Source organism: Bradyrhizobium sp. USDA 4502, assembly GCF_054063355.1.
Window position 1 is genome coordinate 762,680 of record NZ_JBSSGF010000001.1, and the last position, 22,631, is coordinate 785,310.

Consider the following 22,631-nt stretch of genomic DNA (forward strand, 5'->3'; position numbering starts at 1 on the left):
CTTAATACGAATCATTGCCAGCGAAACCGGGGTATCTGACACATAACCGCTGCGAGACGACGCGTGAATGACGACATAGGTTGCAAAAGTTGCTTTCAAATCGACCCTATCGACCTACTGCCCGATGAGGGCGCCCGGCAGCGGTTCGAGGCGATTGTGGATCGTGCAGGGGACGCGCGCTCAACGTGGTCGCCGCTTGATGAGGAAATGCGCTCGACTCGTGCCGAGCTTCACCGCGTCGAGACCCGCCGCAAACAGCTGATATTGGCCCGCACCGCCGGCGGCCCCGTCGCGGACAAGGAGGAGGCGCAAATCCGTGACTTGAACTTGCAAGCTGCCGGATTCGCTGAAAAGTTGCGTTGCCTCATCGGTCGTGAGGCGACTGCTGCCGCCCGTATGCGGAACTGCGAGAGCCTGGCGTCACGCTGCCGAGCCTTTCTGGCTCGCAGTGGCCTGCGGTCGGGCGTGCGTCTTACCTCGATCCCACAAATCGCGCTGTCGGAGATTTTAGGGCGCGACGAGCCGATCAGTGAGGCTCTCAAGCGCTTGCGCCTGCGTCTTGGCGAGCTCGAAGCCGATGCGCACCGGATTCGCAGTGCGCCATTTCCCAGTGAGGCAAAGAAGCAAGACGCGGCGGTTCTGATCGCACGACTGGCGGAACGTGGAGCGCCGTCTATCTCGGCCATGATTGATGACAACGCGCGTGAGATCAAATGGCCGCTCATCCTCCAGGAGCACGATCTGACGGCTATGGTCCTCGGTGCGGACACGCGGGTTGTGGGCAGGGCATCTGGCCAGGTTCCCGATGTAATTGGGCTGCTCTGTTGGGTCCTTCGTGACACCTTGACCGAAAAGGTGAACGAATTGATCGATACCAACAGCGACGATGCTGCCGCGCTCCCGGCGGATGAGCGTGAAAAGCTGCTAACTCAGATCGAAGTTGACAAATTGATGACCGAACGCAAAGAGGCCGCCCTGGTACAAGCCGCGCAGGCTGCGGGCGAGCCCATCGAACACCGCGATGGCATCAGCGTTCTGGCCGCGCTTCAGCTCGAGCTGGTCACGCAGACATTATGACGACGCGGCCGCGCAAAATATTCTCTCGCAACTGGCACCTAACTGGTTGTCCATGAAGGAACGCGGAGTGCGGCCTGCAACGAACCGGATCAGGCGACGATTTTGGCAGGGAGTTCAAGCTTTGCCAGCGGAAAGCACAATGCTGGTTGCGGTCTTTCCCTGAGACCATTTCCTGCGCGCCTCTTCGGACTTCTCCAAAGCCATTTAGCGAACCGTCGATGCGCAGACGGAAAGGCGTGCGGGCGGCCGGGAGAGGCCGCCCGCGTTTGTTGAACTTGGCCATCTCGGGGGCTGCGTGAATGTATGAGAAGCCAAGTCCACGCGACACTCCTGGCAACTCGCGTGCCAGACGGTCCGACCTCAAAGAGGTGCGGGCTGTCGTGCTCAAGGAAAGCGCACCGACGGCGGTGCGCCGCTCGTGCGAGTTGCGTCACGAAAGAGGTTTTTCCAAGCCGTGCCTAAGCTTGGCAAAAACAGGCCATGTTAGTCATGTAACGACGACGAGGAGCAAAACGAGGCGCTTGTGCACCTCATGCGGTGTCGGCTTTCGAACGGGCGTGTCGTCAACCCGGCGTACACGTCTGCAGCGCTTGCGAGTAGCGCAGCGGGGACACGCACGTTCGCGACGCACGGTTCCACTCGGCGAGATACACCCCGAATATCCGTAGCTTAGAACCCTGTCACATTGCAGAATCATATTTCTTGTACTCGGTGGTCGTGCCTAAGACTTCCTCCCGCTCATTGAAGCCGGCGCATCGAACTCCAATTCCACGGGGCTTTCTAGGGACCATTGGTTGGGCGAGCCGAAGCTGACGTCGGAGAGAGCTTCCTTGGTGGATTAGCATCATGACCCCGCAAGCTAAACTGTGTGCTTTGTTGAGAGGTGTTCTGGATGATGCCGTCGCGATGGTGCCCGAAGCAAGGCGGACGTCATCGTTGAAGGCATGCATCGCCGAAAAAGTACTAACTCTAGCTGCACAAGGCAATTCGGATCCAATTGTGTTGACACGCCTGGCCGTGCGGAGCGTGCAGCAAGCCTGTCGAGGTTGCTACGGATGCGAAGGACAGCAACCCATCGGTCAGTGAAAGTTCGATCATGGCCCCCAACACGATCGCAAGTGCTTTCGCACCGCTTGAGCAACTTGCCAGCCAGTTGATTCCCCATATTCCGCGGGAGGACGATGCCTCGCACGACATTAGCCATACTCTACGAGTTTGGAAGAACGCGCGAACAATACAGGCGATCGAGGGCGGCGATCTCACGATCCTGGTTCCTAGCATCCTTCTTCACGACTGCGCAGCGGTTGAGAAGAATTCTCCCTTTCGTTTTCAAGCATCTCGGCACGCGGCCGATAAAGCGTCGAAGTTGCTGAGGGAACAAGGCTTCTCGGCAAGCGCTATCGAGTCCGTTGCGCATGCAATCGAGGCCCATAGCTTCTCCGCAAACGTGCCTCCTCGAACGTTAGAGGCAAAGATCGTTCAAGACGCCGATCGGTTAGACGCAATCGGAATGATTGGGGTGGCCCGATGCTTTCACCTTGCAGGTCGGCTAAGGCGGTCGCTTTATGACGTCGGCGATCCTCGCGCTCGAAATCGTCCGCATGACGACAGGAAATTTGCAGTCGATCATTTCGACACCAAATTGCTCAAGCTGGCGTCGGGATTCCAAACCGCGGCTGGAAGATCCCTGGCAAGACCCAGGCACGAGCGCTTGGTGCGCTATCTGGACGAATTGTTTGAGGAGATCTAGATCGGAAAAGTGTCGGTTTTCACAAGGTTGTCGTGCTGGTCTGATCAGAAGATCGTGCAACTCACCCGGTCTAGTGCCGGATCTGATCAGTTAGAGGCTCTACTGCGTGAATTCGGCTGGAGTGTTCTGACTGGCCAGAATTCCTTACGAGGAGAAAGACCAAGCGGTGCAGGCAGCGTTGGCGATTGTCTCAGCGTGCCGCCCCAGTACCTAGGCCAGCATTTTAGGGCACGTTACGTACAGGCTTCGAAGTCCCTCACGTACAGCTCTTTGGTGGTGAGCTCCATCGTCCCCGGGTCTCCGGCGACATCCCAACGCAGTATTTTGGTCACCACCACCTTCCGTTCGCATAATGCGTCAGATCGCATTCGACTATTCTCCCCACGTAAGCATGTGCCTCATATTTTGGGGGCATTGGGCGCGCCGCGCCTTCTTCGAGCGTTTCCTCCACCAACGGCCGCATCGAGCTCGGCGACGAGCGCGGGATCAGGCCCCAAATAGTTACGAGAAAGAATAGCCTCTCTCCGGTCCACGACAGCGGACAACACTGGGAAACCATCGCAGCATTGCTGCAGACAGCAACGACGTCGATCTGTTCGCATGGCTCGCCCCGCACTCGGCGGTTTGCTCCGCCGGGGCTCAGCAAAAGTTGTCGAGCTGATCGCTGCAAAAGGTCCCGCCAATCGCAAGCCCGAGCCTGACTGGACGAGACAGGGGACCCCCCGTTCAGACGCAATGATGACATGATGGCGGACATGTAGAGCGGTGGCAGGCACTTCCAAGGCATCGACCTTCAAGGAAAGTAGCAAAGGCGGATAACTTGTATCCCGATCTGGAGTTCGGCGAGGGCGCGACGTGAATCGAGCCAAATCCTCGCGGCAGAACGTCCTCACCCCTGACGTCGCACTGTGGACACTCTGAGCATAGCTTGCCGCCGCTCCCTGCAATCTTCTGCCAGCCTTCGCTTATCGCTCCGCGCGGATGTGCACGTTAGAAAAAATCACATGAGAAGAGTTCGGAAGAGGGTTGAAACGCACCTAACGTCAAGTTGTACGATCTGAAAATAGACGGCAAAGGTCGTCAACGTCCCGAACTCTCCAGCGAGTGACAGTATGCGAATGTCTCAAGCCTCACGCAGGATCCGGCGCGTCAGCAGCGGCACGCATAACGGGCGCCACGCGCGAATTGACATCCGCGTGCGATCGGTCCGACGTGCACTTTTATCTGAACTTCAACGTTCGCCTGGATGGCACAGGTCGGCCGTAAGCCGATCAGCCGACACGTCTAGCTTGCTAGGCAAGATGTTGAAGACGCTGGATCGTTGCATGCAGGACGGCTGGACAAGAGTTGCGCTTCGCGCCGCCTCGGTGCGCAAATGCGGCGGCAGAGCGAATTCCTAGGAAAACTGAATGATATCGATGGGGCCTTGGCGCCGTGCGGGCATCGCTGTGCATCTGCGGATTGATGTGCATGTCGTGATCGGCCGAATTTTCGATGAGTTGTCAAGCGAAGCGCGTCTGCGCCGATGGCGCTTCGCCCAATAGCAGATGACGCGAGGGGCTGCACGCAAGGTGACTCAAGTCGCGGCCCCCCTCCAGATTCGCGACGAAAACAACTTAAGGGGAATAGTGTGACAAGACAGCGCTCTCTGTTGACGCCTGGTCCGTTGTCGCTTTCGCTGGCGGTCAGGAGCCAGATGCAGCTCGATCTCGCATCGCGCGATTGCGAGTTCAAGGAAGTGACCGCCCGCATGAGGCGGCTGATGCTCAATCTGCTGGGAAAGGCCGGGGATTATTCCGTAGTCCCTATTCAGGGAGGCGGCTCCTTTGCAATGGAGGCTGCTCTGTCCTCGTTCGTGTCCAAGGGGGACAAGCCGCTCGTTTGCATAAACGGCATCTATGGCGAGCGCATCTTCAAGATCCTGCGGCTGTGGGGCGTCGACGCGCTGAAGCTTGTCAAACGAGCTACCGAGCCTTTGGACCCCCAAGAAGTTGCTGAGCATCTGAGGCGAAATCCCGGCATTACCCACCTATGTCTCGTGCATTGCGAGACGACGACCGGAATCGTCAATCCGCTGGACGCGATCGTCGAAGAGGCGAAGCGGCGTGGTATCAAGACGATCGTCGATGGCATGAGCTCCTTTGGCGCGATTGATATTGACCTGAGCTGTGGTGGGATAGACGTCCTGGTGACGTCGAGCAACAAGTGCATTGAAGGGCCGCCAGGGGTCGCTTTTGTCATCGCGTCTCGCGAGCTGCTAAAAAACGCAGTCCAAGAACCGAGGTCGTTTGTGCTCGACGTGAGAGACCAATGGCTCTCGCTCGAGCGCTCCGGTGAGTGGCGATCGACCCCGCCCACCCACATCGTTCAGGCAACGACGAGGGCCTTGGAGATTCTGGAGGGGGAGGGCATCGATGCCCGGCGCCGCAGGTATGAGAAGGTTAGAGACGATCTCGTCCAAGAACTCGAAGGGGTAGTGTCTCCCCTGCTGTCTGCCGACTTGCAGTCGCCGGTCTGCGTCGCCTTCAGTGCGCCATCCGGCATCGCCGATCAGGAAGGATTTGACGGGCTATATCGCCATTTGGCGGCCCACAACCTTTATATCTACTCGAAGTTGCACCTCGCGACGCGGAGTTTTCGGGTCGGTTGCATTGGCGAGATCCGACCCAGTTGGATCGAGCAATTGGGGTGCGCCTTTCGTACATACTTTCGGTCCGGTCCGGTTCCTTGCGCGGGGGCGGCGTCGGCCCGGGAGGCTTGCGAGCGTCGCATCGAGACGTCATCGCCGCTCGCAAGGACCTCGCAGCTCCCGTTCTCTGTCGAAACTGCTGTTCTGCACGCGGGCTACCGACGTGATCCGGTGACCAAAGCTGTCGCAGTGCCGATCTATCAGAACACGGCCTATGAACTCGATGGCGATCTGAATCACATTGCGGATGTCTACAACGTCAAGGCGGATGGGTTCACCTATACGAGGATCATCAATCCGACGACCCGCGCGCTGGAAAGAAGGTATGCCGCGGTCGACATGGGTCGCGACTCGCTCGCGGTCGCATCGGGTCAAGCGGCGACGTTCCTTGCCATCGTCAACCTGTCAAGCGGAGAAGTGGGGGACAACGTCGTCGCCTCACCGTACCTCTATGGCAATACCTGGAACCTGCTCCACAACACGTTAAAGCGTCTTGGTATCGCCGTCAGGACGGCGGATCCTCGCAGGCCGGAGACTTTCGAACGTGCCATCGATGACCGCACGATATGCCTCTTCGGAGAGGTGATCTCAAACCCGTGTCTGATTCCGCTTCCGGTCAAACAGCTGGCTGAGATCGGCCGAAAGCACGGCGTCCCCTTGGTTGTGGATAATACGACGACCCCGCTGGTATGTCGGCCGTCAGATCTCGGTGCGGCGATTACGACCTACTCCGCCACGAAATATATCTGCGGCCACGGCACGACGCTGGGCGGTCTGATCGTTGACAACGGCAAGTTCAGCTACCGGGGAGCCTCTCGCTTTCCATTATTCAACAGTCCTGACGAAGCGCATGGCGGGATCATCTGGCGCAACGCGTTGCAAGACGTCGACGATCTCGGAAAAAGCGAGGTTCTTCTGAAGGCACGCATGACCTGGTTGCGCGACACTGGCGCGGCCATTGCCCCCTTTGCGAGCTTTCAGCTGATCCAAGGCCTTGAAACGCTGCCCCTTCGCATGAAGCAGCACTGCGCAAACGCCAGGATAGTGGCCGACGTTCTTAAGGCGCATCCGAAAGTACGTCGTGTCTTCTACCCGGGGCTGTTCGAAGGAGCCGACCGGGAAACCGTCGACCAGACGCTCAATCCCGCATACGGACACGGCGCGATGGTCATGTTCGAGGTGGAGGACGAACAGGCCGGGCGCAAGTTCATCCAGAACGTCGACCTGATGTATCACGTTTCGAATGTGGGAGATGCCCGGACGCTCGTGACGCATCCTGTTTCGACAACCCATACCACCGTTCCGCGGGAGAAGCGCGAAGCCGCCGGCATATTTGGCGGTTCGATCCGGCTTTGCGTCGGCATCGAAGACGTCAACGACATCGTGCGCGATCTGGACAGGGCGCTTTCCGCAATCTGACAACTTGTAAGGCGATCAGGAAGAGGTTCTCATGAATCAGACAGACGCTTGGAAACTGAGGTCGTCCCGTTATGAAGCGGTTCAGTTCAGCCGCGAGATCAACAAGCAACTCTCAGAACTGAGGCCCGACAATGTAACGGGAGTGGCCTATATCGCCAAAGATTACGCTGTAATTGCCGCTTGCACGCTCGCGACGGTCTGCGTCTCTTGGTGGCTCTACCCGGTGGCCGTTCTTCTGATCGGCGCCTACCAACGAGGTCTGACGACGATCGCTCATGATGCGGCTCACCGTACGCTCGCGAAGAACACGACGTGGAACTACGTCCTCGGCATTCTGTTCGCCGCCTATCCCCTGTTCCAGCGCCACTGGGCCTACCGGATCTCGCATGTCTATCTGCATCATCCGTATCTCGGCGACCCGGAGAAGGATCCCGACCTGAAATTCTTCATGGCCAATGGTGTCTACGACGTCCAGCCTCCCGAGCGGTACGCCTTCAATATCATCTGGAAGCCGATATTCGGTGGGGCGACACTGGCCTATCTGAAGTATCTCTGGACCAATCGGTTTTCGATCACGGATGCCGAGGACCAGAGCCGCTCAGGCATCCTTGTCGACAAGTATGGCTTCTATCTCTTCTGGATCAGCATCCTGGGCGGGTCATATGCGCTTGGGCTGATCCACATCGTGATCCTGTTTTGGATCGTGCCCTATCTCACCACGTTTCAGGTTCTCGGGTGGTTTGTCGAACTCGCCGAGCACTCGCCGATGTGCGAGACCGAAACGAAGAACGTCTATCTGACCAGGAACCGGAAAGGGAATTTCCTCGAGCGCGCCATCCTTGGACAGAATCTGGATGAGTACCACCTCGAGCATCACCTGTCGCCGGGCATCCCGTTCTGGCTTTTGCACAAAGCCCAGAAGATCCGGATGCAGGATCCGGGTTACGCAAAGGTTGCCGCGAGCTGGGGAGGGCTCTTCGTCAAGGGGCCGCAAGGTCAACCCAGTGTTATGACTCAGTTGAAGGAGCGAAATCGACGCTTGTATGAGCAGTCGGTGGCCGATGGCCATGCAAAGGGGCAGGTGGCGTGACATTGCAACGGTCAGACGAAGCCCGCGCCGTGGTCGGCGTCACCTCGAACCGACTTTTGGTCGATGGCGTGCATCGCGACTGGCTACGACGCAAATACGTCAAGGCTCTCCTTCATCATGCGGGCGTGGCCTGCGTCATATTGCCGACGATCGACGCTGAAGATGCGGGGGGCGAGGCCGCCCGGGCGATCATGGACGCGCTCGACGGCCTCGTCTTGACAGGAGATGAATCGAATCTAGACCCAGCCGTCTTGAAAGCGCCTGCATCCCATCCAGGAGCCGATCAGCAGGATGTTGAGCATGGTATCCGCGACCGCCCACGGGACAGGCTGTCTGCGGTAGCCATCGATAGGGCCATCGCGCTCGGAATGCCGATCCTGGGCATCTGCCGGGGGCTTCAGGAGCTCAACGTCTATTTCGGCGGCACACTCCATCCATCGCTTGCGGAGTGGAGGCTGGGAAGTGCCCTGATGCATGCCGAGAAACCGGATCGTCCAAGAGACCGCCAGTACGATGCCGCGCACAGCGTGAGGATATGCTCCGATGGTGCGCTTTTTCCGATCGCGGGCGCAGCGGAAGCGCAAGTGAACTCCCTGCATAATCAAGGCATAGAGGCGCTTGCCAGCGCGCTGAAGCCGGAGGCATGGGCGCCTGACGGTCTGGTCGAAGCCGCTTCCGTCGTTGGCGCGCCGACGCTGCAAATCGGCGTGCAATGGCACCCCGAATGGCACGTCTCAACCGATCCCCTGAGCGGGCGGCTGTTCACGGCATTTGGAGAAGCGTGCGTTGCGTATTGCCACGCCAAGAAACACTAGAGGCTGATTGTGACGTTTCAATCCAAGCGCGGTCCGCCCAGGTCGAAGGACGAGTCTCTGGGAGCCGATGCACAAGCATGGTTCGGGGGGCGCGCTGCGCCGCGCCACCGGCAGGGGAAGGGCGGGCGATTGACAGGACGCTTCGCTCTGGGAGTTCTCTTTGTGGCGCTTTATGTCGTCCTGAGCGCGGCAGGCGAGGTTTATGCGGCATCGTATTTTCAGCAGGCAGATGTGTTCGTCGCTCTCCTTGTGTCCTTTGCCGCGGTGTGCCTGACATTCAATCTCCTGGCAGGTCACGAGGGAACAACGGCACCGGTCGCCAGGTCGGCACTCCTGGTTTTTGTCTCGCTCAATATCGTGACCGCGATCAGCTGGATCGGGTTGTTTATCGCCCTGAAATACGCCGAGCCTGCGATCGTCGTCGCCTTCATGGTGGCGTTAGGACCCGCCGCAACGGTGTGGTTGAACGCGCTGATCAGGCGGCAGGGCGCCCCTCCGGCATCCGATATCGTCGTGAGCGTCACGATCGCGGCGATCGGTGGTTATATGATTTGGATCTCAGCAACCGGCAACGCTGGGGTGGCATGGGGAGCTCGATCGTCCTTCGGTATCATCTTGGCGATCGTGGCCGGCCTGTCGCTCGCCCTGACGAACATACTCGTCAAGCTTTTGTTCGACCGCGGATTTTCCGGTCGACAAGTGTTGGCGCATCGGTTTTACGGCACGATCCTTTTGCTGCTGGGACTGGTCGACCATTCCTCCATCGCGCTCGAGATCTCGCAGCATTGGCTTGCGATCGCAACGATTGGGCTATCCACGATCATTATTCCTTTGCTCCTGATCCAGGAGGGCATTCGCCGCGTGGAGCCCTTCACGGTCAACATGGTCCTGTCCACCGCTCCTGTTGTCACGTTCCTGTTTCAGTACTTCGATTCCCGCATCGTGCCGTCGCTACATACGTTCGTTGGAAATGTTCTCATTACGGCTGTCGCCGTTGGCAACGTCTGCCTGCAGTACCGGAGGTCCGCATGAACGAACGGAAGTGTGTAATCGTCGACGCATATTCGACTGGCCGATTTCTGCCGGAAGAATTCAAGCAGTATGGAATTGGAACAGTGCATGTGATGTCGGCTGCACAGATTCCAGGCATCTTCCAATCCCATTTCAATGTGGATCTGTATGATGAAGTCATTTGTCCGCCCCAGCACATGGGGTACGAGGAGATCGTCGAATATCACCTTAAGGCTCTCCATGGCAGGGAGCTGGAGTTCGTCATAGCGGGGTGCGAGACCGGAGTTGAGTTGGCCGATTCCATCTCGGAGCGGCTGGGCCTACCCTCAAATGGGACCGCCTTGTCAGCCGCGCGGCGCGACAAATCGCGCCTTTGCGAAGCGTTGGCCTCGGCAGGTGTGCGATCGATCAGGCAAGTGGTGTCCGACAATGCTGGAGAGATCGCAAGCTGGAAGCGTGCGGAGAATTTCAATGAGATTGTGATCAAGCCACTGAACAGCACAGGCACCGAGGACGTGTTCTTCTGCTCGACGGATACTGATGTTCAGCGCGCTGTAACTGCCATCGTCGGCAAGACGAACCGGGTCGGAGCGTTCAATAAACTGGCGCTTGCGCAGGAAAAGATAAACGGCCAGCAATATACCGTAAATGCCGTCTCGATCGACGGAGATGCCTTCGTCACGGAGGCCTGGACCTATGACACCGTCCCTATCGAGGGAGCATCGTCGGTCTGTTCGCTCGAGCGGTTGCTGGGTGGTAAGGAGCCAATCGTTCAGGAGCTGTCGGACTATCTTGTTCGTGCGTTGCGGGCGCTTCGGATTGCCGACGGGCCCGCTCATGCCGAGATCATAGTCGATGTTCGGGGACCGGTTTTGGTCGACTTCGGAGCGAGGCTGCAAGGAACCATGTCGGCGAAAGCTCGGACGATGGCTTTGGGCCATAACCATTTGACGCTCACGGCTTGGCGCTACGCAGATCCCAAAGGATTTGCTGAGTATATGAGGCGACGCGGGGTCTACAAGCGGCAGGCTCATGCACTGTGTGTCTCGCTGATTTCCGACATGGGCGGCGTTGTGACCGGTTATTCCGGACTCGATGAAATCCGAAAGCTCCCGAGCTTCGCGGATGCCATTGCATTCGTTCCGATAGGTCAAGAACTGGTTCCGACAATCGACTTGGCGTCGACGCCAGGCATTGTGTACCTTGTGAACAACGACTTGATCCAGCTCGAAGATGACTATCGCCAATTGCGCGCGATGCGGATGAACCAGGTGTTCGATTTGGTGGCGCAGGAAGTAAACCAATGACCGACAGCCGGGTAAGTTGCGCGAACTCAGCCGGCGCGGCGATGATCGGCGTGAGTGACTTCGATGGCATTCTTCGAGGCAAACACGTTCTCCGAGAAAATCTCTCGGGTGGGGACAAGGTCATCAAGTTCTCCGAAGCGGTGCTTGCTTGGGATTGTTCCGACCGGGTCATTCCGGTGAATTTCACGCAAAAGCCGCTGTCGACATTCGGAGACGCCGATCTGCGTATTCTCTCAAGTACCGGCCGTTCAGTATCCTATGTCGGCGATCACTATCTCTACCTCGCCGAGTTTATGGGCGCGCATGAGACCGTCTGTCCGCGCGGCATTCTGCGTAGGGTCCTGCGTAGGTCTGCTCACCACGGGTACGACTGCACTGCCGGGTTCGAGTTTGAGTTTATGCTGTTCAAGGAGAACGCTGATGCGATCGAGGACAAGCCGTTTGACAAATGGGCTCCGTTCACGCGGGGCCCGTTCGGCTACTCGATTGCGCGTTCTCTCGCGCACCAGGATCTGTTCGGCGAGATCCTGTCGCTTTGTGAGAAGTCCAGAATACCTCTCAGCGGGCTGCACTTTGAGACAGGACCTGGCGTGGTCGAAGCGTCACTTCATCATTGTGATGCCCTGGAAGCTGCCGATCGAGCAATCATATTCAAGTCGATGATAAAGGCCTGGGCGCAAACCCGAGGCATGATGGCTACATTCATGGCCAAGGTCTCCGAGAAATGGCCCGGACAGTCCGGCCATATTCACATCTCGGTGTCCTCCGATGGACAGAACGCTTTTTACGATGGTGACGCGTCTCGCAACGTCTCGAAGCTCATGACGCAATTCATCGCGGGACAACTGAAATACATGAATGATTTCTGTGTGCTCGCTGTGCCGAACGTCAATAGCTATAAGAGATTGGTACCTGGCTGCTGGGCACCAATTTGCCCGAGCTGGGGAGTTGACAATCGCTCCTGCGCGGTACGGGTCATCCCGGGAGGGCCGTCTGCACATCGCCTCGAATACAGGCTGCCTGGGGCAGACGTGAACCCATACCTCGCTCTCGCATCCGCCATCGGCTCGGGCATGTTGGGTATCGAGACAAATGCGGCGCTCCCGGCTTCGACCGTCGGCGATGCAGGCGCGGAGATCTGCCTTCCATCCGGGAGACTTCCTCAAAGTCTGTCAGAGGCAACATACCGATTTGCACAATCTCCGGCAGCCATTGATGTCTTCGGAGAAAGGTTTGTTGAAGCCTTTTCTTGCTCCCGCCGTTGGGAATGGGAAGCCGTTCAACATCGGGTCACCGACTTTGAACGTCGGCGGTACTTTGAGATCATTTAGCTTGAGCCTCATAGCAGGCGCTGCGGCAACCATCTGATTGATAATTCGCGCCACTGGTCGGTTTGGTGGCCAACTATTTTACTCACCTCTCGTTCGACGCAGAACATCGAGGATGCTTCCGAGGGAGGTGGTGGACACGCGGCGCCTCTTTTCGCCAGGAAAGACAGCGCCGCGAGAGTCTAGCAGCCAGGTCCGGCAACAACGGCTTCGGCATATCCGGCGCCGATCATCAGAGCACCATGATGATAATCAGCTCGTCGACATGCCGACGATTGGATGCCGGTATCATCATCACCAGCAGCACGATCAGCACCAGCTTGAGCATTGCGATTGGCGACGCCGGCGGCCCAGCGGAGGCTGGCGTCCAAGAGCCGTCAAACCCGCTGGCGATCGCCGCAAAATCGCTTGCGTGCGCCGCGGCGGGCAACGATGCGGGCACCGTTTCCAGCGTGACCGGCGTTGCGGGAGTGGCGCTCCGAGATCCGCTTTAGCCTCCGCTTCCTGGCCGTTATCTGCGGCGCAGGGCTCTTCCTCGAGGGCTCGCCGGATGCACGACCACACTCGCAGTCCGGATGGTAGACGCCTCGAATTCGCCTTCAACTGCCAACCGCTACGGGATCTGGCGTGCGCTATGCGGAGCGCTCCGCGCCAGCTCCCGTTGCCATCCATCGCCCAACCGGGCAAATCCAAAGTCAGGGGCGAACTCAGGACTGGATATAACTTCAAAGCTGCGAGCATTCGCCCGAACCCACCGTTGTTGGGACTCGCCGATGAGAAGTCCGATTTCGATCCGGTAAGGTTGGGATCGCGGCAGGCGGCGGTCGGCCGCATCCGAAGGTCCGCGGCTGTCGGAGAGCTTCACCTGTTCCAGCGGTCGTCCAACTGGGGGCGCCCTATCCAGGCCCTGTTAAGGCACCGCGTTGTCCAGCCCAGCTGCCGCCTTCCGTGCAGTCGCGCTTGAGCTTCCTGGTAAGGGCCGACGTAGCGAAGCAGGATCGGTATTTTGGGATAGATGCGTCGTATCCGCGCGACGGCACGCTCTGCGGCCCTCCTGTCGCGTTCGTCCAAGTCAAATCCGAAGCCGGTGCGCAATCGGTCCGGCAGCAGCTCCGCACTGAGGGTTTGGTACCAGCGCGGCGGACGCAACCATGGTCGTGAACCGGTGAATATCTGTCGGGCCGCCTCGCGCGCGGCGGTGCTGACCGACAATGTGTCCGATTGCATCATCCCCGCTGTGTAGGCCGCAAATGCATCCCAATCCGCCGGTAAGTCGCTCGACGTCAGCCCGAACAACGCCCCAAACAGTCGGCTTTCGGCCCAATAGCGCTCGCGCTCTTCGACGGAGAATGGCGGCAGGATCAGGTCGTGGACGGTCAGAGCGGTGTCGACGAGCGTCGCGTGAACCCAGCGCAACGCTGCGACCTCGTTGGCGCGGTAGGGCGAGCCGCTCTCGAACCGACCGATTGCTTCGGGCAGACGGCCGACGATCATGGTATGGCGATGGTGCAGGTGCCGGGCAGCGGTAAGGGCCGCGTCGAGCGAGCCGAACACCATCGTAAACACCACATTAAAAGTTCGATGGAAGCGACCGATCGGATCCGCAAAGCTCCGCGAGTGCTCGAGGACGGCCGCGGCGACCCAGGGATGCGCCAGCTGAAGCAGCAAGGCGCGACCGGCGCCCAAAAAGGTGATGGCTTCCCGGTCGATCCGCCACGTCATCGAGCCGGGCCCAAAAATGCCCTCGACTGGTCCCGCGGCCCGAGCCCGGACGAAGTCAAGAGCAAGTTCGATGTCGCTTTCGGAGACCAGATGCGCACCTTGGGAAGCAGACGAGGGGTAATTTCACTGATCTGTGCAGTCTATCGCGATTCAGCAAACCAAGGCTCTCTCAACTTGTTGCATGATGTCCACCTGCGCGGAATACCGCCGCCGGGCATTTGGTCGTACCCCATGCGGGTAAGACTGAGCCGGTCGCCGCCGCCGTTTGTTGAAGACGTATTATGCGCCTTTGCGGGCTCATCTAAGCCCATCACATTTCAGAAGCGTCGCCGTCAAACCCGTCTTTGTCGTAGGTGAGCGCCGAATCCGCAAACCAACTTGGCCTGTTCGCGCGGGGCGACCTAAGCGAGCGCGACTGGTTGGCTTATAAGAACCGCGATGGGGGGCTTCAAGGTCTGTCCACGATCATGACAATGATCTCCGCGGTGCGCACGGCCGATCTCGCAAGACCTTCGGCTGAGGCAAATACGCGCGGGCGGCTTGGGGGGACCACCCGCGCTAGTCTGGGTGGAGGCTTAGCCCTCTCTTGGGGGCGCGAATGTATGAGGAGCCAAGCCCAGACGTCTCCCAGCAACTCGCGTGCCAGACAGTCAGCTGCGGAGCCTCTTCACAGGTAGACCATGAGCTCAAGAAGCGCGGCGCCCGGGACGACACCACGGAAAAGCGTGCAGCGGCTCGGCAGAAGCCGCCCGCACTTGCGCTACGAAGCGGCTTGAGGGCCGTCATTGAGCAACCAAGCCATGCGCGGCTCAGCAATCAGCGTGCCAAACAAAATAGAACGATGGAAAAGACGTGCTCCCTTTTCAGGCCACGTCAGCTACCTGCCTGGGCGCTTCCGGACATGCATGTCAGTAACCCGACGCGGTCGTACGAGATCGCAAGGTATCGGTCCCCATGCAAGAAGCCAGTGATCAAGATCTGGCAGTCCCAATCGACGTGCGTGCCCCGTCATTTGCAACGTCGATAGCCGGCCTAGATGTGAGCTGAACCTCCGGCCGCGGCGCGCGACCGAAGGTTTGTCCGGACCGGGCTTCGCGTCAGTGCCGCTTGTCACTTATTGGCGTATTGCTGGTCGGGAATTCATCAAGTGTCTCCTTGTCCTGCGGTTGCCGCCGGGGTTTCTTTGCGCCCTTGATCGACTTCCTACCCAGTTTTGCGCCCGGTGTCCTGAGCTTTGGCGACGAGTCCTCATCGTCGCTCATGCCGCTCTGAATGCTCGTAGTTTGCACGCCTTTGCGAGCCTTGGCATCAGCGGCAAGACTCTGCGCAATGACGGGGTATGCAAGGAGAGCCGAAAGGCCGCATGCGATTACGGTTGTCTTCACTAGGTTCATACATGTCTCCTGTATTGATTTGCTTGTGACAGAACGATGATTGGCGCCGCGCCGCCCGCTTGCGCCGTTCGCGACTCTGAGAGTACGAACGGTGCTGCTTCAGTATCTCTCGTATGTGGTCATCGTTTAGGAGATTTCGGGTAAATTCGCGAAGTGACCATCTCATGTGTGGCGGTACAATACATCCGTATCGACGCGTGACCTTGCGGTACTCTGCTCACGATGAGGGGAAGTCTTGCGCGGCTGATGGATGTGACCTGCCCGACCCGTCAGCAGACGTCAACTCTGCCATCTCGAGGCTAGGTGTTTAGCTGGAGACAGCAGCAAGATTCGCGACCTCGCAGTTGTTTTACCGCGCTCGAATTATGTTGCCTCATGCGAGGAAAGTCTTTGGCTAATTTGCAGATCGTCGCCGTGACTTAATGCAGATCCAAGAAGGGCCTGTCTTAACCGTGCATCCGTTGAGGAGCATTCACGATCGCACAAGTATTCGATGACTCCATTTCGTGCTACATCCGTCTCCAAAATTTGCTGAAAGGTGACCGACAGTTTCAAGTCTACGCCCTGACGCAACGTGAGGTTCAAGCGATTTCTGCAGTTTTGATTGCCAGACCTAATTCCGTGTCTGCGGCCGCTTTTTCAGCATCGTTCCGCAATCATCTTCGCGCACCACGTGGGACAGGCGAGTGTCACGATCACTTTTGAGGAAATCGGGTTCACTGATTGCAGAGATTGCGGATAACTTCGCGGATCAGCGGATCGTCCTCGACGAGAGGTACGCTCCTTGGCGCCTCACTTGGGATAACGTCGCAACGCATGTTGAACGGTCTAATTGCGGCGTCGTTCCTGACGCGGGAGCGGCACCGGCCATTCGTCACTGGAGGGTTCGACCGGTCTTATGCCGAGGGATTCATCAGGCGTCGCGCGGAGTCTACGACGCGGCGATTGCCGCGCCATTGATGAGCGGCGTTCGAGTCCTGGGACGGGGGGCGCTGCACTAGAGTGTCGCGAAAGAGATGGAAGTCGCAGACTGGTCGCCGCGACCGAAGCCCGGCACCGTGCTCGCGTTCCTGCTGATCGAATGGCCGCTTCGCTTCGCCTCTCGCCTCGCCGGCAGATCTCGGCGGAGGCGCCGGCGAGCGGATCTTAGGCGAACCCGAAGAAGCGAACGCTCCTGGGATCAGCGGCAAGGAAACCCGCAAGGCTGCGCAGGAGCTCGAAGGAGTAGCGACGGTGAGAGACCGAGCGGCACCGGGCAAACGAGGTGTGCGCCGAGGTGCGTGAGAGGTGGGAGAGGGCCGCGAAGGCGCAGGCGGAAATGGACAGGACCCGACGGGATCACGAGGAGAAGGCGGGTGCACTCGAGGCCGAAGACAAGCGCTGGGAGAAAGCAGGGAAGACCTCAAGTCGGCTCTTCGCCGCGCAGGGGGACCATCGGGCCCGCGGGAGAAGTTCACTCCGCTTTTGGTATGCGTCACTTGCCGCACTTTGTGCAGCAGCCCGGAAAAGCTTGCGGATGCGGCCTTCTCAGGCTTCCGCCGAAGCCGGAGAAAAGCGGCGAAGGCGCGCTGTAGGTCGTTTGTTCCTATTGGCGTAGAATTCCCGCTCGCAAAATTCGCCGTTAGGCTTCGCCGTTTGGAAGTCTGGATTTGACAGAGGACCTTGGCGGCGCGTGGAGCGTTGGGAAAGGTACTGACCTTTCCGATCTTTGCGACATGTTCCAGATAGCTAGATTTTCGCCAAGGCGCCTGGGCCACAGGCCAAGCGTTTCAGTTACTGTCCGACCGACTAAACCGGATGTCGTCATCGCGCGTTCCATAGCGGGCAACACGGCGCCTGCTCCGGAGCAGGTGGCGCGCGCCCTGACCTGGGGCGCAGATGAGAAGCTTCTTCTGGTCCTGACAGCCGTCGGCTGGCTTGCCTCGCGCGGTTGTGGGGTGCCGCTGCGGCGCGCAGGAAACCATGCTCTGCCAGTGACGGTCACTGCGTCGCTGCTGCCCCGTGATTTAAAACTCGTATTCGACCAAACTCGGCCGGATCCGGACGGTGATTGGGCATGTGCATGGCGTCCCGCTTTCCGGCAAACGAAAAGATGCGTTTCCCTCAGGCCACGCGCTGCACATGGACTGGCACCGGCGGCCAGCGGGTTGCCGGCTGGTCCCCGGCGGGCGATCCGCGCGATTGCGGTCGGGCTGTCGCTCACTCGCATTGCGATCCTGGCGCATTGGGCGAGCGATGTCGTTGCCGGCTTCGCACTCGGGGCGATTCTCGAACGGGTCCTCCGGCTTTGGACCGGCTACTCGAACGGAATTTCAAAGGAGGATGATCATGCCGACTCTTGAAGACCTGAAGGGATACATGGAGCGCGCAACCGGTCTGAAGCGCCCCGGCAAGCGGAAGGCTGTGGATCTCGCGCGAGCGCGAAAGCCTGTTACGGTTCGCTTTAAAGACGACGGTCTCATTCCAAATCACCCGCGATGGCCGCTCGTACTGTATCGAAACGCGGTCGCTTTCGACGAGGACCTGGACGCCGCAGCCGTGATCGAGGACCTATTTGAAGCGAACGAATGGGGAGATAGCTGGCGGGATGGCATCTACGATTACGTGCATTATCACTCCAGGATCCATGAGGTGCTCGGCATCGCGCGCGGCAAGGGCCGCGTTCGGTTCGGCGGCAACAAAGGGAAGATCTTCACCCTGAAGGCTGGGGACATCGCGGTTCTTCCCGCCGGCACAGGCCATCAGTGCCTTTCCGCGGGCGATGAGTTCCTCGTCATCGGGGCATACCCGCCGACCGGTACATACGACGAGTGCACGAGCGTCGAAGACCGTCAGCGGGCGCTGAAAGCCATTCCGAAGGTTTCGGTGCCGCGTAAGGATCCGGTCTATGGGGCCGGCGGGCCGCTCTCGAAGCTCTGGAAGAAAGCGAAATGACCGAGTACGTCATCCGCTTCGTCCTCGGGGGCGCCGTCGTATCGGCCTTCGCGATGCTGGGAGATCTCCTGCGTCCAAAGAGCTTCGCCGGCCTGTTCGGAGCAGCACCCTCGGTCGCGCTCGCGACGCTTGGGATCGCGGTGTATCAGCACGGGGTCAATTACGCCGCCTTGCAAGCCCAGGCCATGAGTGCGGGAGCGATTGCGCTTGCCATTTACAGTGTCGTCGTCTGCCATCTGCTTGTCCGCACAAAGCTGCGAGCGTTGACGGCCACGTTGCTGTCACTGGTCATTTGGCTGGTCGCGGCCTTCGGGTTGCTCAGCTTCACCGGGGGTCAGACGTGAGCCCGATTCGCTTTTCGCCGTCATCTCTCAAGCAAGGCCGTTGGTACGAATATCTTGTCCGCTTCGCGCTCGGCGGCGCTGCGACGTTTTTACCGGCCTCATCAGCAGTCGCTATGGAGCAGTCATCGGTGGCGTTTTTCTTGCCCTTCCAGCCATATTCTGCGCGAGCGCGACGCTGATTGAGAAGCACGAAATCCGCCGCAAGCGCAAAGCGGGTCTCGCCGGCGAGCGCCGCGGGCAAATGGCGGCCGCCGTCGATGCCGCTGGCGCAGCGCTCGGCGCGCTGGGCATGCTGGCCTTCGCGGTTGGTTTCTCGATGCTGATCCCACGCGGCAACATCCCCGCCGTCTTCGTCGGCGCCTCCCTCGCCTGGCTCACTATCGCGGTGCTGGCTTGGTACGTGCGCCGGAAAATGCGATCGATGCGGACAGTGCAACAGGCAAGCGGCTCCGCGAATTCGCGAACCCGATAGGATCGTTGGATGGTTGGAACTGTTTCTTCATTCAGTCCATAATGAGGAAGCGTGATCTCATGGCCGAGTTCCTTTCGACGCTTGTCACTCCCAAAACGGCATCGGTCCCTCCTGCTGGCAGCGGATGCATTCGGAACGATAGGTTGATTTACAAGGCTCTATTGCAATTGGGGCGCAGACAAAATCCCACACGCCATTCAGCTACGCTGTTTCGAGAAGGGGCGCCGGGTGCGAGGGCGTGGGGCTGCTGCAGATCATCCATGGCCTGCACCCGAAAGGGGTGCTGACCTTCAGCACGTCACTCGTGGAACCTTTGAGGAAAGGCGCTGTTGGCTCGCATCACAACTGAGGAGGAAGCCATGTCGGGCCGGAATAAAACACTTGAAGACCTCTTCCTGGAGACCCTCAAGGACATGTACTACGCCGAAAGGAAGATACTCGTTGCGTTGCCAAAAATGGCAAAGGCCGCGAAGTCTGACCAACTGCGCGCAGCATTTGAAAAGCATGCCGGCGAGACGGAGGGACAAGTCCAGCGTCTGCAACAAGTTTTCAAAATGATGAAACAGGCCCCCAAGGGCAAAACCTGCCCCGCTATCCTCGGACTGGTCGAGGAGGGCGAGGAAGTGATGGAGGATTTCGAAGATTCTCCGGCGCTGGATGCCGGCCTTCTCTCGGGTGCTCAGGCCGTCGAGCATTACGAAATATCGCGCTACGGCACGTTGATTGCCTGGGCTGGACAACTGGGCATGAAGCCGGCGGTCCAGCTCCTTGAGCAGACCCTTGAGGAGGAAAAGAAAACCGACGCCGCGCTAAACAAGCTGGCGGAAGCCGCGATCAATCGCAAGGCAGCTTAGAAATCAGCCGGGCCGCTCGTTGGCCAGCCCATTTGGCGCGCGCATTGAATGGCTGTGTCATCTTCCTCTGTCTGGGCGGCGCGCGCCGCCCGGATTGCATCCGCTTGGCGTCGTGCCTGGAAGTGGCGGAAGATCTTCGGCCCCGCTTGCCGCTCTCGGCGCGGGTGGGCAACAAACCGCTGTGACATGAGCGCGCTTCCCAGCGGGACAGTATGTCCCAGTGCCAATGGCGGCATCGACGTAGCTGCTGCCCCAAATGTCTGCAGCCTTTACAATGGAGCCACCTTGGCATCAGCGCAGCGGGAACCGCCTGCCAGCGGTTCCCTTTTTCGCTATTTTTTGCCCTCGCCGACCGTAGGTGCGGGCTTGTCGAGATCCTGCGCCATCTCAAGGTGATGCTTAAGCGCCGGCAGGGTCTTGCCGGCCCAATTCTTCAGATCCGCATTGTCGCCGCCCTTGGCATAACTCTCGAACAGGTCGATGGCATCCTTATGGGCGCTGACCTGCATCGAATTGAACTCGGAGCTGAAGTCGTTGCCGCTGGCACCCTTGAGCTTGTCGAGCTTGCTTTGATGCGATGAATCGAGGGCGCTGGGCAATTCGGCCTTCAACTTGCCGCTGGAGACTAGTGGCTCTGCACAGTGATTATGACTCTTTGGAAGGCGCGGGATAGGCGCGGCCCATTTTGGTGCGGGCCTTGTCTGTTGTGAACATCCATTTGATGCGAGAGCGGGCGGCATTTCGCTTCCGTTCCCAAGCGGCGATTTCGCGGCGCAACCGCTTGGGGGCGTCGATTCTGCGATTGAGGCACTGGCCCCGCAGGACGCCGATCTCGATCTCGACCATGTTGAGCCAGCTTGCGTGCTTGGGCGTGTAGTGGAACTCGAGCCGTCGCAAAATCCGCCTGGCTTCGGCGGGCGGGAAGGCCTGATACAGGGCGCCGGCGGAGTGGGTCGATAAATTATCCTGGACGACCCGGATGATCTCGGCGTCGGGATAATGGATGTCGACGAGGTCGCGCATGCAGGAGGCATAGTCTTCAGCCGCGCGCCGCTCAGTGACTTTGACCTTGCGCCAGGGACGATGCACGTCGAGGAATACGAAGAGATTGACCGTGCCGTTGCGACGGTACTCGTAATCGTAACGTTCGAGCTGGCCGGGCTCGGCCGGAATCGGTTGACGCGCCTCGCCGATGAGCTGCACCGGGCTTTCGTCGAAGCACACCACCGGCCGCTTGGGATCTGGCGCCTCGGCGTAGAGGTCGAGCACGTCCTCCATACGGGCGACGTATTCGCCGTCGATCTGCGGAATGCACCACATGTCCCTGCGCCAGGGCTTGAGGCCATTTTCGGCCAGGCGCCGCCGAACCGTCTCATGCGGACAGGCTCTTGTGTTCGGTGAGCTTGACCATCGCACCTGCCAGCAGCTCAAGCGTCCAGCGGGCCCGGCCTTCTGGCGGACTGGCGCAGGCCGTCGCCACCAACAAGGCTTCTTCCTTGACCGTGAGTTTGCGCTCCGCTCCGGGCCGCGGCTCATCGCTCAGCGCCCGCTCCAGATTGCCTTCCACGAAGCGGCGCTTGGTCCGGTACACGGTCGAGCCGCCCACGCCGACGCTCCGCGCGATCTCCTCATCGCTGCCGCCGGTGTCGGCAGCCAGCAAAATCTGCGCGCGCTTGAGCTTACGGGACGCATGCTTGCCGCCGCTGAGCAGCGCCTTGAGTTCCGTGCGCTCGATTTGGCTGAGGTCGACCCGATAGCGTACATTCATGGCATGCCTCCGTGTTCGAGGCACGCACCAACAACTGAATCGGATGGCCGGCGTGAGTCCTTCGGCAAAACCCTTCACGCCCACACAGGGGCAGTACCTGGCCTTCATCCACCGCTACACGCGCCTGCACCGCAGACCCCCGGCCGAAACCGACATGCGGGAATACTTCCGCGTTAGCCCGCCCTCGGTTCACCAGATGGTGCTGACGCTGGAACGGGAGGGCCTCATCAGACGGCAGCCAAGGACCCCTCGCAGTATCGAGGTCCTCGTTGATCCAAAACACCTGCCGGAGCTACTCTGACCGCCAGACGCAACCCGTCAAAATCACTGTGCAGAGCCACTAGTCCCTTCAGCTCAATGCTTGTCTTGGTGTGGTCTGTGACCATCTGGGAAGCGAACGTTTTCTCCGCCGCGTTGCCCTTCTGCTGCGCCAGCTTGCTGGACTCGATCTCAAACATGTCCGATATCGCGACCTGCTTGACGAAATCGGACGTCGAGGGGCTGACCCCGAGCACGGAGTTGACGCCGGTCTTCTCGCTGACGGATTGCGCCAGTCCTGGTGTCGCCAGCAAAATGCACGCGATTGCTAGTATCGTGCGTCTCATGTGTAGTACCTCCTTCAGCTTGCGCTCTTGCAGTTGACGCCGTTGCGATGCG

General features: G+C 59.4%; 16 protein-coding genes and 4 pseudogenes. 14 read left to right on the plus strand and 6 right to left on the minus strand.

Features of this window, described 5'->3' with window-relative positions; translation table 11 throughout:
* Positions 1-63: 63 nt before the first annotated feature.
* The 9 genes and pseudogenes from ACVW1B_RS03430 (at position 64) to ACVW1B_RS03470 (ending at position 12,489) form a co-directional block, all read left to right on the plus strand.
* Positions 64-1,077 (plus strand): hypothetical protein, encoded by a 1,014-nt coding sequence (locus tag ACVW1B_RS03430; RefSeq protein WP_253603360.1) that lies wholly within the window; start codon positions 64-66, stop codon positions 1,075-1,077.
* A 1,096-nt stretch (positions 1,078-2,173) separates the two neighbouring features.
* A complete protein-coding gene (locus ACVW1B_RS03435) occupies positions 2,174-2,827 on the plus strand; it encodes an HD domain-containing protein (RefSeq protein WP_253587719.1) in 654 nt (217 codons plus the stop codon).
* 418 nt (positions 2,828-3,245) lie between these two features.
* Positions 3,246-3,408, plus strand: a pseudogene (locus ACVW1B_RS03440) (IS66 family transposase); the annotation flags it as partial.
* 1,115 nt (positions 3,409-4,523) lie between these two features.
* Positions 4,524-6,935, plus strand: coding sequence for a 2-aminoethylphosphonate--pyruvate transaminase (locus tag ACVW1B_RS03445; protein ID WP_253603358.1), 2,412 nt, complete (start codon positions 4,524-4,526; stop codon positions 6,933-6,935).
* Between the two features lie 31 nt (positions 6,936-6,966).
* The gene (gene rtxC, locus ACVW1B_RS03450) at positions 6,967-8,025 is read left to right on the plus strand and encodes a dhydrorhizobitoxine desaturase (RefSeq protein ID WP_253603356.1); all 1,059 of its coding nucleotides are present in this window, start codon (positions 6,967-6,969) and stop codon (positions 8,023-8,025) included.
* A complete protein-coding gene (locus tag ACVW1B_RS03455) occupies positions 8,022-8,840 on the plus strand; it encodes a gamma-glutamyl-gamma-aminobutyrate hydrolase family protein (protein ID WP_057018771.1) in 819 nt (272 codons plus the stop codon). Before rtxC ends, ACVW1B_RS03455 begins: the two co-directional genes overlap by 4 nt.
* Before the next feature lie 162 nt (positions 8,841-9,002).
* On the plus strand, positions 9,003-9,872 hold the full coding sequence (locus ACVW1B_RS03460) for an EamA family transporter (protein ID WP_253587717.1): 870 nt from the start codon (positions 9,003-9,005) through the stop codon (positions 9,870-9,872).
* The gene (locus ACVW1B_RS03465) at positions 9,869-11,158 is read left to right on the plus strand and encodes an ATP-grasp domain-containing protein (RefSeq protein ID WP_253603354.1); all 1,290 of its coding nucleotides are present in this window, start codon (positions 9,869-9,871) and stop codon (positions 11,156-11,158) included. The genes ACVW1B_RS03460 and ACVW1B_RS03465 overlap by 4 nt, the downstream gene beginning before the upstream one ends.
* On the plus strand, positions 11,155-12,489 hold the full coding sequence (locus ACVW1B_RS03470; RefSeq protein ID WP_253603352.1) for a glutamine synthetase family protein: 1,335 nt from the start codon (positions 11,155-11,157) through the stop codon (positions 12,487-12,489). The genes ACVW1B_RS03465 and ACVW1B_RS03470 overlap by 4 nt, the downstream gene beginning before the upstream one ends.
* Positions 12,490-12,718: 229 nt before the next feature.
* Here the strand turns inward: ACVW1B_RS03470 and ACVW1B_RS03475 are convergent, their stop codons facing one another.
* The 3 genes from ACVW1B_RS03475 to ACVW1B_RS03485 all read right to left on the minus strand — a co-directional run bounded on the left by ACVW1B_RS03475 (position 12,719) and on the right by ACVW1B_RS03485 (position 15,602).
* On the minus strand, positions 12,719-12,916 hold the full coding sequence (locus tag ACVW1B_RS03475; protein WP_141713267.1) for a hypothetical protein: 198 nt from the start codon (positions 12,914-12,916) through the stop codon (positions 12,719-12,721).
* A 431-nt stretch (positions 12,917-13,347) separates the two neighbouring features.
* Complete coding sequence (locus ACVW1B_RS03480; protein WP_069276014.1) at positions 13,348-14,298, minus strand: oxygenase MpaB family protein; 951 nt, start codon at positions 14,296-14,298, stop codon at positions 13,348-13,350.
* Positions 14,299-15,305: 1,007 nt separating this feature from the next.
* Positions 15,306-15,602: a hypothetical protein gene (locus ACVW1B_RS03485; protein WP_069276013.1), complete on the minus strand. Its 297-nt coding sequence runs from the start codon at positions 15,600-15,602 to the stop codon at positions 15,306-15,308.
* 2,328 nt (positions 15,603-17,930) lie between these two features.
* Here ACVW1B_RS03485 and ACVW1B_RS03490 point away from each other — a divergent pair.
* The 4 genes and pseudogenes from ACVW1B_RS03490 (at position 17,931) to ACVW1B_RS03505 (ending at position 20,206) form a co-directional block, all read left to right on the plus strand.
* The gene (locus tag ACVW1B_RS03490) at positions 17,931-18,536 is read left to right on the plus strand and encodes a cupin domain-containing protein (RefSeq protein ID WP_253603350.1); all 606 of its coding nucleotides are present in this window, start codon (positions 17,931-17,933) and stop codon (positions 18,534-18,536) included.
* A complete protein-coding gene (locus ACVW1B_RS03495) occupies positions 18,533-18,880 on the plus strand; it encodes a DUF3147 family protein (RefSeq protein ID WP_253587714.1) in 348 nt (115 codons plus the stop codon). The genes ACVW1B_RS03490 and ACVW1B_RS03495 overlap by 4 nt, the downstream gene beginning before the upstream one ends.
* A pseudogene (locus ACVW1B_RS03500) lies at positions 18,877-19,352 on the plus strand (DUF3147 family protein). The gene ACVW1B_RS03495 and the pseudogene ACVW1B_RS03500 overlap by 4 nt, the downstream one beginning before the upstream one ends.
* A 359-nt stretch (positions 19,353-19,711) precedes the next feature.
* Positions 19,712-20,206 (plus strand): YciE/YciF ferroxidase family protein, encoded by a 495-nt coding sequence (locus ACVW1B_RS03505; RefSeq protein WP_069279440.1) that lies wholly within the window; start codon positions 19,712-19,714, stop codon positions 20,204-20,206.
* Positions 20,207-20,538: 332 nt separating this feature from the next.
* Here the strand turns inward: ACVW1B_RS03505 and ACVW1B_RS03510 are convergent.
* A pseudogene (locus tag ACVW1B_RS03510) lies at positions 20,539-20,835 on the minus strand (DUF4142 domain-containing protein); the annotation flags it as partial.
* A 16-nt stretch (positions 20,836-20,851) separates the two neighbouring features.
* Positions 20,852-21,974 (minus strand): IS630 family transposase gene (locus tag ACVW1B_RS03515; RefSeq protein ID WP_069280104.1). Its coding sequence is split into 2 segments (ribosomal slippage): positions 20,852-21,583 and positions 21,585-21,974, totalling 1,122 coding nucleotides; the frame shifts between segments, so codons are not numbered across the junction.
* A 43-nt stretch (positions 21,975-22,017) separates the two neighbouring features.
* Here ACVW1B_RS03515 and ACVW1B_RS03520 point away from each other — a divergent pair.
* A complete protein-coding gene (locus ACVW1B_RS03520; protein ID WP_253587713.1) occupies positions 22,018-22,275 on the plus strand; it encodes a LexA family protein in 258 nt (85 codons plus the stop codon).
* Positions 22,276-22,309: 34 nt separating this feature from the next.
* Here the strand turns inward: ACVW1B_RS03520 and ACVW1B_RS03525 are convergent.
* Positions 22,310-22,579: pseudogene (locus ACVW1B_RS03525) on the minus strand (DUF4142 domain-containing protein); the annotation flags it as partial.
* Positions 22,580-22,631 lie beyond the last annotated feature (52 nt).

What these genes read in the sequence shown, in the direction of transcription:
- ACVW1B_RS03435 (WP_253587719.1), top strand. Translation starts at nt 2,174, where the DNA reads ATGGCCCCCAACACGATCGCAAGTGCTTTCGCACCGCTTGAGCAACTT.
- ACVW1B_RS03445 (WP_253603358.1), top strand. Translation starts at nt 4,524, where the DNA reads ATGCAGCTCGATCTCGCATCGCGCGATTGCGAGTTCAAGGAAGTGACC.
- rtxC (WP_253603356.1), top strand. Translation starts at nt 6,967, where the DNA reads ATGAATCAGACAGACGCTTGGAAACTGAGGTCGTCCCGTTATGAAGCG.
- ACVW1B_RS03465 (WP_253603354.1), top strand. Translation starts at nt 9,869, where the DNA reads ATGAACGAACGGAAGTGTGTAATCGTCGACGCATATTCGACTGGCCGA.
- ACVW1B_RS03470 (WP_253603352.1), top strand. Translation starts at nt 11,155, where the DNA reads ATGACCGACAGCCGGGTAAGTTGCGCGAACTCAGCCGGCGCGGCGATG.
- ACVW1B_RS03485 (WP_069276013.1), bottom strand. Translation starts at nt 15,602, where the DNA reads ATGAACCTAGTGAAGACAACCGTAATCGCATGCGGCCTTTCGGCTCTC.
- ACVW1B_RS03490 (WP_253603350.1), top strand. Translation starts at nt 17,931, where the DNA reads ATGCCGACTCTTGAAGACCTGAAGGGATACATGGAGCGCGCAACCGGT.
- ACVW1B_RS03495 (WP_253587714.1), top strand. Translation starts at nt 18,533, where the DNA reads ATGACCGAGTACGTCATCCGCTTCGTCCTCGGGGGCGCCGTCGTATCG.
- ACVW1B_RS03505 (WP_069279440.1), top strand. Translation starts at nt 19,712, where the DNA reads ATGTCGGGCCGGAATAAAACACTTGAAGACCTCTTCCTGGAGACCCTC.
- ACVW1B_RS03520 (WP_253587713.1), top strand. Translation starts at nt 22,018, where the DNA reads ATGGCCGGCGTGAGTCCTTCGGCAAAACCCTTCACGCCCACACAGGGG.